Genomic DNA, 18,213 nt, shown 5'->3' with positions numbered 1-18,213 from the left:
TACCCCTGCGTTTTTTAGGGCACAAGTTAGGTTAGTTTTATGCTTCATCTTCCACAATTCTCGATTGTAGAACCTAGTCAGATTTTGATGTTTATAGAGTACTAAAAAAGGTTAGCAACATGATGTTTGCTAACCTTTTATGATCAGAAGGGTCGTTTATTGAAGTTTGATAGATTGGATAGCCAGACTACATTTCTTTGTCGGTCGTCAAGTTGTTGAAATATCAAAGCCTAACGAGAGTTAAGATGGCTATTCTAGCCTTTTTGACGTCCGATCAAAATTTGACTGGAAATGGTAATCTCTGTCAAATCAGACCAATCCATACTTGTTTTATCTATATGAAAGAGGAGGGGAGTCATGGCAAGGAGGGCTACTTTGCTGTCCTCGGTTAGAGGATAGGTCGCTGTTGCGGAGATAGTGCTCTCTATCTCAAAGTATTCCCTGAAATGCTCGATGATATCTTGGTTGTTATAGTCCGTTTTTCCTACTTTCTGGCGAATCTCCTTGAGGTGCTCTTTAGTGGGAATGACCTTGATGAGCTTGCCGTTGGGAGCTAAGACACGTTTGAATTCCTGATAGTGGGCCGGAGAGAAGATATCTAATAACATATCCATGCTATTTTCTTGTAGCGGAAGTTTGGCAAGGTCTGCCACAAACCAGCGGATGGCTTTTTCTTTGTCACTCTTGGCACCTAATTGTACCGAGTGCTTGGATAAGTCAAAAGCATAGAAGGTTTTAGTGGGAAAAGCTTGTTGTAGATGGCGTGTATAGTAACCCTCCCCGCAGCCAACATCGAGAATATGCTCGTGCTCTGTTTGCTTGCCCAATAAATCGTTAAGCACTTGTAAAATATGCTGGTAGTAACCAGCTTCTAGCACCAATTGCCGCTGTTGGAAATTTTCCTTATCATAGGTTTTGGATTGCTTGATATGGGGAGCAAGGTTGACATAACCAAACTTACTGATGTCAAAGCAGTGTCTGTTGGGGCAAATCAGGCTCTTTTCTTGCAGATTTAAAAGTTCCTTGCAAAGAGGGCAGCTGAAATGGCGGTGGGCATGTGCAAAGGGTGAAACATTTGGAAGCATTAACGAGACCTCATGGTTTGTTCTAAGATGTGAAGGGAGTAGGAACTCTTATGGAGGGTGATATGCTCCCAAAAACCGTCTCCTTTTTGCCGTGGGATAAGATGGGAATGAAAATGTGTCCCCTCGTCCATTAGATTTTTGTCATTGCGTAGAAGAGTAACACCGTCAATGGGGAGTGTCTCCTCCATAAGAGTGATCACCTCTTGCTCTAGCTCTGCTAGCTCATGAAGAAGGGGCAAGGGGAGTTCAGACAGGCTGGTAAAATGGTCTTTACTGATTATCAAGAGGTGTCCTGTCTGAATGGGGTCTATATCCCAAACTAGTTTGAAATGTCTGCTTTGATACAGAATGGCTTCCTCTGAAATATCGTGACAAAAGATACACGTCATGCTCTGCTCCCCTTTTTAAGATGAGATAGTAAAAACTGAGAGCAAGTCCCAGTTTTTATGGTTAATAAGTAATAACGAAATATTTTTTCTTACCACGGCGGATAACGGTTAATTCGTTTTCGAGTTTGTCAGCATCTGTCAATGCATAGTCAAGATCCTGTACACGATCTCCGTTCAGGTAAATCGCTCCATTTTGGACATCTTCACGAGCTTGACGCTTAGAATTCACAACGCCTGCCGTCACAAGGAGTTCAACAATGTTGAGGCTATCCTCTGCTGTTACAGTGTGGTTTGGCACGCCACGAAGTCCTTGTTTGAGTTCTTTGACAGAAAGGTTTTTGATATTTCCTGCAAACAGTTGCTCAGTAATGTTTAGTGCTTCTTTGTAAGCTGCTTCACCGTGGACCAAGGTCACCACTTCACGGGCAAGGATTTTTTGAGCTAGGCGTTCATGAGGTGCTGCTTCAAATTGTTTTCGGATTTCTTCAATTTCGTCAAGTGGTAAGAAGGTGAAAATTTTCAAGAAACGAATGGCATCGGCATCCATAACATTCATCCAAAATTGGTACATTTCGTATGGTGAAGTCTTATCAGCATTGAGCCAAACGGCATTGCCTTCTGATTTTCCGAATTTTTTACCAGTCGCATCAGTAATGAGTGGAACAGTAATGACATGGCCAGTTTTGTCTGCCTTACGGCGGAGTAATTCAGTTCCGGCAGTCATATTGCCCCACTGGTCACTTCCGCCAATTTGGAGAGTGACATTATGCAAGCGATTGAGTTCATAGAAGTCAAAGCCTTGCATGATTTGGTAGGCAAATTCTGTGTAGGAAATCCCTGTTTCAATCCGCTTTTTCACTGATTCCTTACTCATCATGTAGTTGACCGTGAAGTATTTGCCGATGTCGCGCAAGAAATCAATAAAACTGATGCTCGCGAACCAATCATAGTTGTTGGTCATGACAGCCTTGTTGTCCCCATTTTCAAAATCAAGGAAACGTTCTAGTTGAGCTTGGATACTTTTCACCCAGCTATCCACCGTATCTTTTGTTTGCAAGCTCCGTTCGGTATCTTTGAAAGAAGGGTCTCCAATCAGACCAGTTGCGCCTCCTACAAGAGGGTAGGGTTTGTGACCAGCCAGTTGCAAGTGGCGGCAGACAAGGATTGGGACCAAATGTCCTAAATGTAGGCTGTCGGCAGTGGGATCGTAGCCTGAATAATAAGAGACTTGACCCTCTTCTAAGGCTTTTCGTAAAGCATCTTCATCTGTGGTTTGAAAAACCAAGCCACGTTCTTTTAGCTCATCAAAAATGTGCATGTCTCTTCTCCTTTTTTGTTTATAGTTAGATTCCATTGTACCATAAAATGGGGAAGAAAGGGATGGATTTGCTAAAAAAGTTTGAATTTTCAGCCCTTCGTTTGTAAGGAAGATTAAAAATTTGCTATAATAGTTCTAACTATGAGGTGAAAGAGCATGAAACAGATGATTGAACGTATGAAGGGTTACTTCCAGAAACGACCGAAAAAGGAAAGAATTCCCAAAGAAGAGTGGACCATAGGAGATGTTGCAGGTGTGGGTCTGAGAACCTTGAAACTCCTTTCTAATTTACTATTTATTTTAGGTTTTCTGGGTTTCTTATTTGGAACAGGGATTGCCTTGGGCTATACGGCTAGTCTTTTGGATGATGTTAAAGTGCCAGATAAGGAAGAATTGGTCACGCAAATCCGTAACATTTCAGCGATTTCTGAGTTAAAGTATGCGGATGGCAGTTCGATTTCGGCCATTGATAGCGATTTGTTACGGGTTGCAGTAGAAAGCCAAGATATTTCAGAAAATATTAAAAAAGCAGTGATTGCTACCGAAGATGAGCATTTTAAGGAGCATAATGGAATTGTGACCAAGGCAGTTTTCCGGGCAACCTTAGGCTCTGTGGTTGGGATTGGCTCTTCTAGTGGAGGCTCGACCCTCACGCAGCAATTGATCAAGCAGCAGGTGGTGGGAGACGCACCGACTTTTAAACGCAAGGCAGTGGAAATTGTGGATGCACTCGCCCTCGAACGCTATTTATCAAAAGATGAGATTTTGACAACCTACCTAAACGTTGCCCCCTTTGGTCGGAATAATAAGGGGCAAAATATTGCAGGTGTAGAGGAGGCTGCTAGAGGAATCTTTGGTGTGGCAGCCAAGGACTTGAGCATTCCGCAGTCGGCCTTTATCGCTGGACTTCCGCAAAGTCCGATTGTTTATTCTCCTTATGCAGCAGATGGTCGCCTGAAAAGTCCTGAAAATATGGCACTGGGACTAGAGCGAGCCAAGAATGTCCTCTATAATATGTACCGGACAGGTGCTCTAACAGAAGAAGAATATAATCTTTACAAGGATTATGACCTCAGCCAAGAATTTTTACCAGCTGAGCGAATTCCAGAGATTACCCATGACTACCTCTACTTCACAGCGATGGAAGAAGCCAGAAAAGTGATGTATGATTATGTCATCAAGAGAGATCAGGTTTCTGAGCAGGATTTGAAAAATGATGCGACGGTCAAGGCCTACCAAGAACTTGCTGCCAAAGAATTGAGCGAGGGAGGCTATATTGTCACCACGACCATCAATAAAAATATCCACACAGCCATGCAGAATGCTGTGGACAATTTTGGTGGTCTTTTGAATGACGGGACTGGTTTTGTAGAGACTGGAAATGTGTTGATGGACAATCGAACAGGGGCTGTTCTTGGATTTATTGGTGGACGAGATTACCAGTCCAATCAAAATAATCACGCCTTTGACACCGTCCGTTCGCCAGGATCCACCATTAAACCGATTTTGGCCTATGGAATTGCCATCGATCAAGGTTTGATGGGAAGTGCCAGCGTTCTTTCCAATTACCCAACCAACTTCTCCAGTGGGGAGCCGATTATGCACGTTGATAGCCGAGGAACAGCCATGATGGACCTCCAAGAGGCTCTGAATACATCTTGGAATATTCCAGCTTACTGGACCTACCAGCTGCTTCGAGAAAAAGGGGTAAATGTCCGTGGATACATGGAAAAAATGGGGTATGATATTGCAGAATACGGTATTGAAAGTCTCCCGATGGGGGGCGGTGTAGAAGTCTCTGTTGCTCAACATACCAACGGATTTCAAACCTTGGCCAATAATGGAGTCTACCTAGAAAAGTATATGGTTGCAAAAATCACCAAAAAAGATGGCACTGTGATTTATGAGCATACAGATAATCCTGTGCAAGTGTATTCCAAGGCTACAGCGACCATTATGCAGCAGTTGCTTCGGGGGGTTCTAACCTCTGGTGCCACAACGACTTTCCGCTCTCGCTTGTCGCAAATCAATGGTCAAGTAGCAGGCGGAGATTGGATTGGAAAAACAGGAACGAGCCAGTTCAATGGCGATATGTGGCTGATGTTATCAACTCCTAAAGTGACCTTAGGAGGATGGATTGGGCATGATGACAATACCTCCATGGCTCCTCTGACTGGCTATAATAACAATGCCAATTTTATGGCCAACTTGGTCAACGCGATTCATCAAGCAGATCCGAGCGTTCTGGGCATCAATGAAAAATTTAACCTAGATCCTAGTGTCATTAAGACAGATGTCTTGAAATCAACAGGAGATAGACCAGCAACGGTGACAATCAATGGACGTACGATCAGTGTGAGTGGTCAGATGGTTCCAAGCTATTGGGCAAAAAATGGCGCCCCTGCTACAAGCTATCGCTTTGGAATTGGTGGTTCAGATAGCGATTACCAGAAAGCCTGGGCAGCTATTTTAGGAAATCGATAAAACAAAACTCTGTTGGTGAAGAATCAGCAGAGTTTTTCATCGAAAAATGTCAGATTCTGTATAAAATCCCTTGTCAATCATCTAAAATTTTGGTATACTAAGTAGGTTGTAAAAACAACAAATACTCATTTTAGATGAATTGTGGAGCTGTTGCCGCTTGGTCGCCCTGCAAGTTGAAATCTAAAAGAGGAGAAAAAACAAAAAAGGAGACATTACTCATGGCAGTAATTTCAATGAAACAACTTCTTGAGGCTGGTGTTCACTTTGGTCACCAAACTCGCCGCTGGAATCCTAAGATGGCAAAATACATCTTTACAGAGCGTAACGGAATCCACGTGATTGACCTTCAACAAACTGTAAAATACGCTGATCAAGCCTACGACTTTATCCGTGATGCAGCTGCAAACGATGCGATTATCTTGTTCGTTGGTACGAAAAAACAAGCTGCTGACGCTGTAAAAGAAGAAGCAGAACGTTCAGGTCAATACTACATCAACCACCGTTGGTTGGGTGGAACTCTTACAAACTGGGCAACCATCCAAAAACGTGTCGCTCGTTTGAAAGAAATCAAACGCATGGAAGAAGAAGGAATTTTTGACGTTCTTCCTAAGAAAGAAGTAGCATTGTTGAACAAACAACGTGCTCGTCTTGAAAAATTCTTGGGTGGTATCGAAGAAATGCCACGTATTCCAGATGTTATGTATGTAGTGGATCCACATAAAGAGCAAATCGCTGTGAAAGAAGCGAAAAAATTGGGTATTCCAGTTGTTGCGATGGTGGATACAAACACAGATCCAGATGACATTGATGTAATCATTCCAGCAAACGATGATGCAATCCGTGCAGTTAAATTGATCACTGCGAAAATGGCTGACGCAATCATCGAAGGTCGTCAAGGTGAAGATAGCGTTGAATCAGTAGAAGCAGAATTTGTAGCTACTGAAACAGAAGCAACTTCTATTGAAGAAATCGTTGAAGTTGTAGAAGGCGAAAACAACTAATCATATAAACATGTAAAACAACCTAAGGGGCGGGCTCAGCCCTCCCCTTTTTTTCAATAAAACTAAATAGGAGATCTAATAATGGCAGAAATTACAGCTAAGCTTGTAAAAGAATTGCGTGAGAAATCTGGTGCTGGTGTCATGGACGCGAAGAAAGCCCTTGTTGAAGTAGATGGGGACATCGAAAAAGCGATTGAATTGCTTCGTGAAAAAGGGATGGCAAAAGCAGCTAAGAAAGCTGACCGTGTAGCAGCAGAAGGTTTGACTGGTGTTTACGTAGATGGGAATGTAGCAGCAGTTGTTGAAGTAAATGCTGAAACGGACTTTGTTGCGAAAAACGCTCAATTCGTTGAATTGGTAAACGAAACAGCTAAAGTAATCGCAGCAGGTAAACCAGCTAACAACGAAGAAGCACTTGCCCTTACAATGCCTTCAGGTGAAACGCTTGAAGCAGCTTACGTAAACGCAACTGCGACAATCGGAGAAAAAATCTCCTTCCGTCGTTTTGCCTTGATTGAAAAAACAGATGCGCAAGCATTTGGAGCTTACCAACACAATGGCGGACGTATCGGTGTTATCTCTGTCATCGAAGGTGGCGATGAAACGCTTGCAAAACAAGTATCCATGCATATCGCTGCCATGAAACCAACTGTTCTTTCTTATAAAGAATTGGATGAGCAATTCGTGAAAGATGAATTGGCACAATTGAACCACGCAATCGAACAAGACAATGAAAGCCGTGCAATGGTTGGTAAACCAGCCCTTCCATTCTTGAAATATGGATCAAAAGCACAATTGTCTGACGATGTGATTGCGCAAGCAGAAGAAGACATCAAAGCAGAATTGGCTGCTGAAGGCAAACCAGAAAAAATCTGGGATAAAATCCTTCCAGGTAAAATGGATCGCTTCATGCTTGACAATACAAAAGTTGACCAAGCTTACACCCTTCTTGCACAAGTCTACATCATGGATGACAGCAAGACAGTTGAAGCTTACCTTGACTCAGTGAACGCTAGCGTTGTAGCATTTGCACGCTTTGAAGTGGGTGAAGGAATTGAAAAAGCAGCGAACGACTTCGAATCAGAAGTTGCTGCAACAATGGCTGCGGCTCTTGGTAAATAAATCGACTAGCAAAATCGAACTCTTAGGGGTTCGATTTTTTTGAGGATTTAGAACTATTTTTTAGGATATGAAGGGGTAAATGGTTTGAAAAGTATGCGGGGTACCTTTCGTTTCAGGATGTTGGAAATAACTAAGGTTGTAACGGGATGCTAGATTTTTTCGGAAACCAACAATTTTTATAGGCAGTTCAGCCTCATCTAGATCATTCGATTGAATACACAATGAAAATCAAAGGTAGCATTTTGCCTGCTTTCTTAGATAGTTTGGATATAAATTATCTCTTTTTATGGCTGTCTTTTTCCTCTGCTAAAAAATCATCCTATTGGACTTACTTAGCCAACTTCATTATATGAGGGAATGAAAAATACATATCGTATGCCTATTTTTGAAATTACAGGAGTATCATTAAGGCTGTGAGTAGCTTTGTTTTAAGGACTTCTTTAAAAATGGTGGGAAAGAAAATCAGCATGGCTTTTGCTTTTCAAAGTTTGCCTTTTAGGGTATAATAGTCAAAGATGGTCAATATCAGTAGAGAAGGGGTCGGCTATGGGAGCGAAAAATACATCAGATAGTATTGAAGAGTATATCAAAGCCCTGCTTGCACGAGTGGGCATTGCAGAGTTAAAGCGTAGCGAGTTGGCAGATGTTTTTCAGGTCGTTCCAAGCCAGATAAACTATGTCCTAAAGACGCGATTCACAGAAAGTCGCGGCTACATTGTCGAGAGTAAGCGCGGCGGTGGTGGCTATATCCGGATTGGCAAGGTTGAATTTTCAAACCATCATGATATGATTTGCGAATTGGCTAGTAGTGTTGGCGAACATCTTAGCCAGCAAGTGTTCGAAGATGTCATTCAAATGTTGTTTGAAAAAGGAGTTTTGAGTTATCAGGAAGGGCAACTTCTCCTGTCTTTAGCGACGGATATGGTTCTAGGTGAGGGTGCTGAGAAGATTCGGGCACGGATGTTAAAACGGATTTTACAACAAGTAGATAGAAAAGGAATGTAGAAGATGAAGTATTCAAAGGCCTTGGAGCAGAGCTTGGCGTCGGCTCAAGTGTTAGCTAGTCATTTTGAAACGGACTATCTGGAGTCTTGGCAGGTCTTAATCGCGATTGCCAATAATCCCTATAGTGTAGCAGGCTCGGTCCTCAATGATTATCCTCTGGAGGTGGACAATCTGGAAGAAGCGGCCTATACTGTGACAGGAAAAGCCTATCAAAAAGAAGCGAAACCAGGAAAACTTGCCTTTTCTTATCGCTTGAAGGAATTGTTTGCAACAGCAGAGAAGATTGCCTCGGCTACTCGTTCAAAAAGTATAGGAACTGAGCATGTCCTTTTAGCGATGTTTTTGGATCGTGGTAGTCTTGTGGCTCATATTTTAGAGCAGGCAGGTTTTATCTATGAAGAGACGGATAAGGCTGTTCGGATTGCAGACTTGCGGAAAAATCTGAGCCAACGTGCGGGTTGGGACAAGGAAGCCTGGAAAGCCATTCGAAACTTGCAGAAAGCTCCTAATCCAAACAAGCAAAATATGGCCAATATGATGGGGATGCCACAACCGCAAAGCGGTGGTCTGGAAGACTATACCCGTGATTTGACCGAACTAGCAAGAACTGGCCAATTAGAGCCGGTCATTGGTCGTGACGAAGAGATTTCGCGAATGATTCAAATCCTGAGCCGAAAAACCAAAAATAATCCGGTCTTGGTCGGAGATGCGGGAGTTGGAAAAACAGCTTTGGCTTTAGGTCTTGCCCAACGAGTGGCAAGTGGATCTGTTCCTAACGAGATGGCTAAAATGCGGGTACTCGAGCTAGATTTGATGAATGTGGTAGCAGGGACGCGTTTCCGTGGAGATTTCGAGGAGCGGATGAATAATATCATCACAGATATCGAAGAAGACGGCCGTGTTATTCTCTTTATTGATGAGTTGCATACCATTATGGGGTCTGGAAGCGGAATTGATTCGACCTTGGACGCGGCAAATATTCTCAAGCCAGCCTTGGCACGTGGAACCCTTCGGACGGTTGGTGCAACGACTCAGGAAGAATACCAAAAGCATATCGAAAAAGATGCAGCTCTCTCTCGTCGTTTTGCGAAAATCACCATTGATGAGCCAAGTGTGGCAGACAGCATTCGAATTTTGAAGGGATTGCGGGAAAGCTATCAAGCCCATCACAAGGTGGTGATTTCAGATGAAGCGATTGAAACGGCAGTCACCTATGCCCATCGGTATTTGACCAGTAAGCACTTGCCAGATTCGGCTATTGATTTGCTAGATGAGGCAGCAGCCACGGTGCAAAATAAGGGAGCAAAACAGGGGGATATGTCCCAGTCTGAGTTGACAGAACTGGATGTGGCGGTGATGGATCAACAATTCAAACAAGTGTCTCGCCTATTGAAAAAAGAGCTATCTCCGCAACCCTTTACCCTAAAGGTGGAAGAGGCGGATATCTTGACGACCTTGAGCCGTTTATCAGGTATTCCTGTTCAAAAGTTAAGTCAGACAGATGCCAAGAAATATTTGAATTTGGAAACAGAACTGCATAAGCGTATCATCGGACAAGACGAAGCAATTTCAGCGATTAGCCGTGCGATTCGTCGCAATCAATCCGGCTTGAAAACCAGCAAGCGTCCTATCGGCTCCTTTATGTTTCTGGGGCCGACAGGGGTCGGAAAGACAGAGCTGGCTAAGGCTTTGGCTGAATTGCTGTTTGATGATGAATCAGCTCTCATTCGCTTTGACATGAGTGAATATATGGAAAAATTTGCAGCAAGTCGTTTGAACGGGGCTCCTCCGGGCTATGTTGGCTATGACGAGGGCGGCGAATTGACAGAGAAGGTCCGCAACAAGCCTTACTCTGTCCTCCTCTTTGATGAGGTGGAAAAGGCTCATCCAGATATTTTCAATGTGCTCTTGCAGGTCTTGGATGACGGCGTTTTGACTGATAGCAAGGGACGCAAGGTTGATTTTTCAAATACCTTGATTATCATGACCAGCAACCTTGGGGCGACCAGCCTTCGAGATGACAAAACCGTTGGATTTGGGGCACGTGATGTACGTTTTGACCATGCCAATATGGAAAAACGCATGTTAGAAGAGTTGAAAAAAGCCTATCGTCCAGAATTTATCAATAGGATTGATGAAAAGGTTGTTTTCCATAGTCTCTCGAGTGAACATATGCAAGAAGTGGTCAAAGTCATGGTAGGTCCATTAATTGCAGCACTCAGAGACAAGCATGTGGAATTGAAATTCCAACCATCTGCTCTCAAATGGCTAGCAAAAGAAGGTTATGACCCAGAAATGGGGGCCAGACCCTTGCGACGAACCCTCCAAACCCAAGTCGAAGATCCGCTATCAGAGTTACTGCTAAAAGGAGAACTAGGCGAAGGAAGGAGCTTGAAAGTCGGTGTCAAAGGCGATAAACTCAAGTTTGACATAGTGTAATTATAGGAAAACGAGGCTGAGATAAAAGTGTCCAGCCTCGTTTCTTTTATAGCTTTAACAGTTTGACGCAGTAGTTGTCTGCTTTGTAAAACGTTGATAAATCAACATTCTAGTGGAAGAGGCTAGCAAACATTTCGCTAGCTCTATTTCCAACCTTCCACAATTATCAATTGTGGAACCTAGTCAGATTTAGTATAAGGACAATCAAAAAGATAGGGCAAGCCCTGTCTTTTTCTGTGTAGACAACAGATAAAAACCTATATAATACTCATTTAATTTCAAAAATAGCCATTTTATTTAAACGTATTTATTTTAGGTTAAAAATGTAGAGAACTAAATGAGTTAAACAGGATACTTTTCCAGTAAATAAGATGAATAATCATAGAACACAGGTAGTTTACATCCAAACCACCTAAGAAAATATCAAGATGCTAATTTTGATTTTCATTGGGTATAAGAAGAACAGGTCATAGACACATATATGCATGTATCCTATTATTTTTAAGTCTAGAATAATTGTTAAACTAACATTTACCCCCCCCCCGAATTTTTAAAAACTTTGTCAAAATAGCAAGATATCTATTGAATTTTTATGGTGAGAGTGGTACAATATAGGTGATTTTATAGAAAAATTAAAGTCTATAAAAAAGTAAAACTCTAAAGGAGAATAGGATGAAAAAACGTAAGAGTTTTGAATGGAAACAACTGATGAAGTTTTCCATTCGAAAATTAGCAATCGGAACGGTGTCGCTAGCCGTTGGTTCAACCCTAGTAGGTTTGACAGGACCAGTAGAGACAGTATCCGCTGATCAATTAGGAGAAGTTAGTCAGGGGCAAGAATTCTCGGTTCAATACCAATATGTATCTGAAGATGAATTGACAGATGCAGAGAAAGCGCTGATTGTACGTGATCTTCCTCGAAATGTGACGAATGAAGATCAAAGCTATTATTTGGTTTATCGTCCTGTGCAGACTTCGGGTGTACTTCCAAAAACAAGTAGTGAGATGTCTCTTGCTTTAACTGGAGCGGCCGGGGTTAGTCTTTTGGTGATTGGGATTAGTTTGGTTAAAAAAGGTGCCAGCAAGAAAACCATCATCACATCAATGGTCGTACTCTCTAGCCTAGGAGCTTCTTACGCCTTGCCAAGTGTGAGTGCAGTTGAAAGTCATCGTTTGGCGAGCTATAACCAAAGCTTTACCTTATCCAAAGGTTCAGAATTGCCAGCAGGAGCAGAAATCCCGAACTTTGTCTATGTAGGCTATATTGCAAATGCCCCAGCAAAAAAAGCAACCTACGAAGCACCTGCTAAGGTCGTCCAACCAGACAAAGCCAATGTCGTACCAATGACATCAGATACATCAAATCCTTCTAAGGAAATGCCGACTGAAAAGCCAACTGGAACTCAAACTCTTCCAGACAAGGTCCAGAACTTAGGTAGCACGGATGACAAGGTTCTTCCAGAGCCAGTGATTGGGGAACCTCATGCATCCAGTATCCAGTCCTTCGTGGATAACTCTGTAAAAGAAGAGCGGGAGCACCTGATTTCCATTCCACATCCTTCTAAAAATATTGAAAATCCAAATCTGAAAAAAGGGGAAACCCGTGTCGTTCAGGCTGGGAAAGACGGACAAAAACGAGCTGTTTATGAAGTGACCTTGCTGGATGGACAAGAGATTGCACATCGTTTGATCCGCGAGGAAGTTATTGAAGAGCCAGTCGAAGCCATCGTTGAGTACGGGACTTATGAAGAGCCAGTAGTGACGACGGAAGTTGTCTCAGAAACAACGCCTATCAGGCACAATACCGTTATCCGCGTGAGCGAAGAAGTAGGCCCAGGCGATGAAAAAGTCCTCTCAGAAGGTCGAGATGGGAAGGTTACAAGCTCAATCTCCTTGACAACAACCAATGGAGTTGTGACCAATGTATCTGAAGAGGAGCCAGTAGAAGAAACACCAGCTGAGGATCGCGTTGTCTTGGTTAATAAAGCAGCTATTCAGCCGACAACAGGAACTCCAGAAGAACTCCCTCAAGAAGAGGACCGACCTGTCATCGCTTCAGATATCCAAGTGGGGTCAGATACGGAAATCAGAGAAAATCCAGACCTTGACAAAGGTACGCACAGGGTCATTCAACAAGGAAGTGGAAAAACGACAATTCGCCATGATCGCCCAACCGATGAAATTATTGCCGATGAGTTAACCAAGACCATCATCGAAGTAGGAACCAAAGATGTCGAGATTGTGCGTGAGCGGACTGTGGACGAGTATAACCACACCATCGAAGCCTATGCACGAAATATAAAATATGGAGAAGATGATTATGTAAGTCCAATAGCGGACAATTTTCCTACTTCTACTGGTGATTTAGATGATTATCTTTATGATGCTCTTGATAATCCTGAAATGCAAAATTCAGATAACTCTGTGAAAATAGTAGAGCATCCGACGATGGTGTATCCTGAGACTCCTGTTAGAGATTCTGATGGAGAGTTCTATGTTCTACCAAAAATAGAAGGACCACTTCTCAATCATTTTGATGATTCGTATATTGCGACTGCCTTTCCAACAGGTATTACGATTGGAAAAAATGGCATTCATGATAAAGTTTATAAAGTTGTTTCTGGTAATGGAAATACAGAGCGAACCCTGATCGATGAAACCGAGACAGAAAAAGTCGAAAATATCTATGAAGAATGGCCAGATGGCAAGCCAAAAGGAGTAGATCGTCTAAAAATTAATTCAGAAGACGATCGTCTTTCTGGCTTTACACTAGACAAACGTTTTGATACAGGTACTACCAGAGATGTTGACAATAAAGCTGCATTTATGGCTAAATTGCGTGATAATGCTCTTGCGGCTAGTGTGAGCTTGTCGGAATTACCACAACTCGGGCGGAGAGAGAGGTATGGCAAACTCTATCTAGAATCTCGTCGCTACAAATCTGTCGAATATATTGAGGATCCAGACCTTGATATTGGAGAAGAAGTTATAGAAGATGGGACACATGAAGATTTTCGAATTTGGGTTCGTAGATATTTCGCGACAGGACTGACAGAAAAAGATAAAGAATATGCAGCAAATATACTTCGTTCTGCATATCAAGACTCTGCAGATGTAGTGGTTAATGCTGCAAAAGAAGTATTTGGAGAGAATAATTATAGCACATCGTATCATAATATTGCTGAAAATTTTGTGGATGAAATTTTCAATGAAAATGTGAAATCTAGAACTCTTCACGTTGGAATCATAATACCTAAAGATACTTTAGTAACAGAAAATCCTAATGGTGAAGAGAACAAGATACGAGTAATAGATAAAAATAACTTGACTTCTCAAGAACTTCAAATGATAAAAGAACTTTTTGAGAGACGCATTTCAAGTAAATTACCATCTATACGGTCCATAGAGATAAATAGTGATTGGTCTGTGTCTTCGGATATTTTCTTCCGAGTATTTCCAGAGGGCATGTTTGCTAATGTAGACCCAGATAATCCTATCTATGAATACGAGTGGAGAGCAAATCGACCACTCCTCTATACGACTGGGGAGTTTCCTGATAGCCGTCCGATTCGTGTCCGCCGTGGGACACGGCCACTTCCTACAACCAAGATTATCGAGGATAAAAAAGTCCTAGCCTTTGACACCAAGGAAATCGATGATCCGTATCTACCAGTTGGTGAGACACGCGTGGTGATTCTAGGTAAAAATGGTAGTGAGACGACCTATTATCGTGCCGATTTCCGAGAAGGGGTAGAAGTTGAAGGTAGCCGCAAGCCGATTGAGGGAAGCTCTCCTTTGGTGGTAGCGCCGATTACTCAAGTGGTAGCAGTTGGTCGCTACGTTGCCCCAGAGTACCGAGACGAACGCCGGTTGGTAAAAGAGTTAGACTACAAGGTCGTTGAGAAAAAATCTGACCAGATCCTTCTTGGTCAACGGCAAGTCTTGGAAAAAGGACAAAAAGGGAAAGTCGAAGAGCTTTGGGCAGTGCCATATCGCAATGGTGCCAAGATTCACGACCAAAAAGACCATGAGCAATTCAAGGAGCAAATCACGACGTCTGCTCAAGATGAAGTGGTTTTAGTCGGTACCTTGGAGATTAAGCAAGTCGAAGAAAAAGAAGTTTTGAAATTTACGACAGAAACTCGTGAAAATCCTAACTTATCTGAAGGACAAAGCAAGGAAATTCAAGCCGGTAAAGACGGTGAAAAAATTACTGTCTACCGTGTCCATACAGCAGAAGGCCGTGTGCTCGAAAAAGAAAAAGTCAATAGCTATGTCAAAACACCAGTTCAGCATCGAATCCTAGAAATTGGTACTCGGAGAGTTGTCCGTGAAAATGTCCATAAAAAAGACCTCGCCTTTGAGACCATTACGCGGGAAAATGCGAGCCTTCCAAAAGGTCAAACCCGGGTCATTCAAGAAGGAAAAAATGGGTACAAATATGTTGTAAACGAAAAAGTTTACATCAAAGGACAACTCCAAGGTTCTGGTAAAGAACTGACAGCGACACAAGAGGAAATCCCTCGCGGTGAGAAACTCATGCTTGCTCCTGTGAGTCGTATCGTAGAAGTGGGAACAGCAGAGCCAAAACGCACTTCGACCGGAAAAGAATGGTATGAAAAGACTTGGAGAAATTCATACGCTAAAGAGCTACCCGCTACTTTTGAAGAAATCTTAGCCCTTCCAGCAGAGAAGCGGTTTGAGCTAGCTGGAAATTCGGATATTAAACTTTATAATACAGCTATTTGGAAGACGACTCCGGAAAGAAAAGAAACAATCAATCCACCATACGATGGACAACTCTTAGACTATTTGTTATCACAGTTGGATCAAGCAAAGATCAGTCAGATTATTATTGATAAGACTAATGAAGAGCGTAAAAAACGAGGTTTGCGTCTGATGACTGACAATGTGGATTTGATAAAACCAGCAGATGCTCGGGCAACAGAATTAAAAACAGCTGGTGGTATTCGCTTTAAGGTCAAGGAAAACTATCTCGCACATACCCGTCCAGACGGTCGAAAATGGCATGAAGGTATTATTACAGATCCTAAGTATCGAGGACATATGGGAGAAAATCTAGCTGCCTTTGCTCCCCAAAGTCCGTATCAGTATGTATCTGAAGAATATATTGCTAATAAATTATTCGATCAATGGAAACATTCAAAGGGCCATTGGGACAATATGATGGATAAAAACAATGTTTCTATGCATATTTCAATCAGTATGACTCCTTTTAATATCGGACCTGGAGAGAATCAAGTGGTACTAGACTCTGATGGTATCCATTATAAATGGCTGGGAGCTGAGAGAAGAGAAATTCCAAATCTCATTGGAGTTATGGTGATCGATAAAAGAGGGGATAACTAAACAGTCACCTCAAGTTGATCAGTGAGCATTTGACAAAACAAAAAACCAGAAGTTCTATTGCCGAAACTTCTGGTTTTTTGAGTAGGCAGGAAATTTTTGATAATGCTCTTATGATTTTTAGAGAGTATGCACTTTATTTTTGATAGGCTTCACGGGCTTGGTTAAAGAGTTCTTCAACTTCTTCCACAGATTCGGCACGGGCAACGGCTCCACGGATTTTGGCAGCCCCAGCTGTTCCGCGGAGATAGTGAGGAGCGAGACCGCGGAATTCGCGCACAGCAATGCTTTCCCCTTTGAGATTGACCAAGCGAGTCAGGTGCTCAAAAGCAATGTTCAGCTTATCGCCAAAATTCAAATCTGGAAGAATTTCTCCTGTTTCAAGGTAATGGTTAATTTGGTTGAAAATATAAGGATTGCCCATAGCAGCACGCCCGACCATGACAGCGTCAGCACCGACTTCTTCAATACGCTGCTTGGCTTCTTCTACGGAGCGAATATCGCCATTGGCGATGAAAGGAATTTTAGTCAAGGCTTGGGCGACATCGCGCAGTGTCTCCAGATCGGCTTCTCCTGTATACATCTGCTCACGAGTTCGTCCATGCATAGCGAGAGCCGCAACACCAGCGCTTTCTGCGGCAAGGGCATTTTCCACAGCAAGACTAGTATCTGCCCAGCCAGTCCGCATTTTGACAGTCAAGGGAATGTCAAGGACTGCTTGCACCTTGTGGATAATGTGGTAAATCTTATCGGGATCCTTTAGCCATTTAGCTCCAGCTTCGTTTTTGACAATTTTATTAACTGGGCAGCCCATGTTAATATCAACGATGTCTGTGCGGGTATTATTTTGGATAAATTCGGCAGCACGGCAAAGGCTGTCTGCATCGCTTCCAAATAATTGGATGGAAACAGGATTTTCTCCCTCATCGATATGGAGCATGTGCAAGGTTTTTTCATTATTGTATTGAATTCCTTTGTCAGAGACCATTTCCATCACAACCAGCCCTGCTCCTAATTCTTTGGCAATGGTACGAAAGGCAGAATTGGTCACCCCTGCCATAGGAGCTAGAACGGTACGATTGGGAATTTCGACAGTTCCAATCATAAAGGGCGTATTAAGATTTGTCACGAATTAAGTCCTCCAAGTCTTGTTCGGTAAATTGATAGTCAGTTTGGCAAAATTGGCAGATAATTTCTGCTCCCTTGTCCTCTTCTTTCATAGCTTCCAATTCTGATTTTGGCAGAGTATTGAGGGCATTTTGGAAGCGTTCCTTGCTACAATCGCATGAAAAGCTTAGTTCTTCTTCGGATAGACGTTTGTAAGGTTCATCGCCGTAAATGGCTGCAAGAAGGGCCTCGATATGGTCCTCTGAGCTGAGTAAGGTAGAAATGGCAGGCATTTCTTGGATGCGTTTTTCAAAGCGGGCGATTTCTGCTTCCTTAGCATCTGGAAGGACTTGCACGAGAAAGCCACCTGCCGTTTTGACCTTGTCATGTTCATCTAACAGGACATTAAGTCCCACAGCGGATGGTGTTTGCTGGCTTTCGGTCAGATAGTAGGCAAGATCTTCTCCGATTTCCCCTGTAATCAAAGGAGTCATGGAATGATAGGGATTGCGCATGCCGTAGTCGGTAATGACGAGAAATTCTCCATTACCGACAAAGGGACCGACCAAGACTTCTCCAGTCGCCGTTTTCTTGATGTCAACGCCTCGATTTTGCACATAGCCTTTGACAGTGCCCTTGGTATCTGCTACGGAAATGATAGCTCCTAGAGAGCTAGACCCCAGTACCTTAACGGTTACTTTTGTCTTGCCCTTTTCATTAGCGGCAAGGATTTGATTGGCAATCAGGGTCCGCCCCAAGGCAACGGTTGAGCTTGCAAGGGTTTGGTGCTTTTCTTGGGCAGTTTTGACGGTTTCTGTGCTGTCTAGCACAAAGGCTCTGAAAGAGCCACTATTTGAGATTGTTTTAATAATTTTATCCATTCTTCTATTTTATCA

11 protein-coding genes are annotated in these 18,213 nt (G+C 42.8%); 6 read left to right on the top strand and 5 right to left on the bottom strand.

The window, feature by feature from the left end; all coding sequences use genetic code 11:
* Positions 1-254: 254 nt before the first annotated feature.
* The 3 genes from BFM96_RS01580 to tyrS all read right to left on the bottom strand — a co-directional run bounded on the left by BFM96_RS01580 (position 255) and on the right by tyrS (position 2,792).
* Complete coding sequence (locus BFM96_RS01580) at positions 255-1,085, bottom strand: putative RNA methyltransferase (protein ID WP_068989492.1); 831 nt, start codon at positions 1,083-1,085, stop codon at positions 255-257.
* Entirely contained in the window at positions 1,085-1,474 is a 390-nt protein-coding gene (locus BFM96_RS01575) for an HIT family protein (RefSeq protein WP_068989489.1), read from the bottom strand. The genes BFM96_RS01580 and BFM96_RS01575 overlap by 1 nt, the downstream gene beginning before the upstream one ends.
* A gap of 61 nt (positions 1,475-1,535) precedes the next feature.
* The gene (tyrS, locus tag BFM96_RS01570; protein ID WP_068989486.1) at positions 1,536-2,792 is read right to left on the bottom strand and encodes a tyrosine--tRNA ligase; all 1,257 of its coding nucleotides are present in this window, start codon (positions 2,790-2,792) and stop codon (positions 1,536-1,538) included.
* 177 nt (positions 2,793-2,969) lie between these two features.
* Between tyrS and pbp1b the strand changes: the two genes are divergently transcribed.
* From pbp1b to BFM96_RS01540, 6 genes are all read left to right on the top strand, one after another.
* Positions 2,970-5,276: a penicillin-binding protein PBP1B gene (gene pbp1b, locus BFM96_RS01565; protein ID WP_373283958.1), complete on the top strand. Its 2,307-nt coding sequence runs from the start codon at positions 2,970-2,972 to the stop codon at positions 5,274-5,276.
* A 218-nt stretch (positions 5,277-5,494) separates the two neighbouring features.
* Complete coding sequence (gene rpsB, locus BFM96_RS01560; protein WP_068989479.1) at positions 5,495-6,277, top strand: 30S ribosomal protein S2; 783 nt, start codon at positions 5,495-5,497, stop codon at positions 6,275-6,277.
* A gap of 81 nt (positions 6,278-6,358) precedes the next feature.
* Positions 6,359-7,399, top strand: a complete 1,041-nt coding sequence (tsf, locus tag BFM96_RS01555) for a translation elongation factor Ts (RefSeq protein WP_068989476.1) — start codon at positions 6,359-6,361, stop codon at positions 7,397-7,399.
* 546 nt (positions 7,400-7,945) lie between these two features.
* The gene (locus BFM96_RS01550) at positions 7,946-8,404 is read left to right on the top strand and encodes a CtsR family transcriptional regulator (RefSeq protein ID WP_068989474.1); all 459 of its coding nucleotides are present in this window, start codon (positions 7,946-7,948) and stop codon (positions 8,402-8,404) included.
* Between the two features lie 3 nt (positions 8,405-8,407).
* Positions 8,408-10,843: an ATP-dependent Clp protease ATP-binding subunit gene (locus BFM96_RS01545; protein WP_068989472.1), complete on the top strand. Its 2,436-nt coding sequence runs from the start codon at positions 8,408-8,410 to the stop codon at positions 10,841-10,843.
* 672 nt (positions 10,844-11,515) lie between these two features.
* Complete coding sequence (locus BFM96_RS01540) at positions 11,516-16,213, top strand: G5 domain-containing protein (RefSeq protein WP_068989470.1); 4,698 nt, start codon at positions 11,516-11,518, stop codon at positions 16,211-16,213.
* A gap of 133 nt (positions 16,214-16,346) precedes the next feature.
* On the opposite strand, the gene dusB is transcribed toward BFM96_RS01540, so the two are convergent.
* Together dusB and hslO are read right to left on the bottom strand one after the other, a co-directional pair.
* Entirely contained in the window at positions 16,347-17,339 is a 993-nt protein-coding gene (dusB, locus tag BFM96_RS01535; protein WP_068989467.1) for a tRNA dihydrouridine synthase DusB, read from the bottom strand.
* Positions 17,326-18,198 carry an Hsp33 family molecular chaperone HslO gene (gene hslO / locus BFM96_RS01530; RefSeq protein WP_068989464.1) on the bottom strand — a complete coding sequence of 291 codons (873 nt, stop codon included), beginning with the start codon at positions 18,196-18,198 and terminating at the stop codon, positions 17,326-17,328. The genes dusB and hslO overlap by 14 nt, the downstream gene beginning before the upstream one ends.
* Positions 18,199-18,213 lie beyond the last annotated feature (15 nt).

Source organism: Streptococcus himalayensis, from assembly GCF_001708305.1.
GTDB lineage: Bacteria > Bacillota > Bacilli > Lactobacillales > Streptococcaceae > Streptococcus > Streptococcus himalayensis.
Note: the sequence above shows the minus strand (reverse complement) of the source record. Positions and strands in the feature narration are given on the sequence as shown.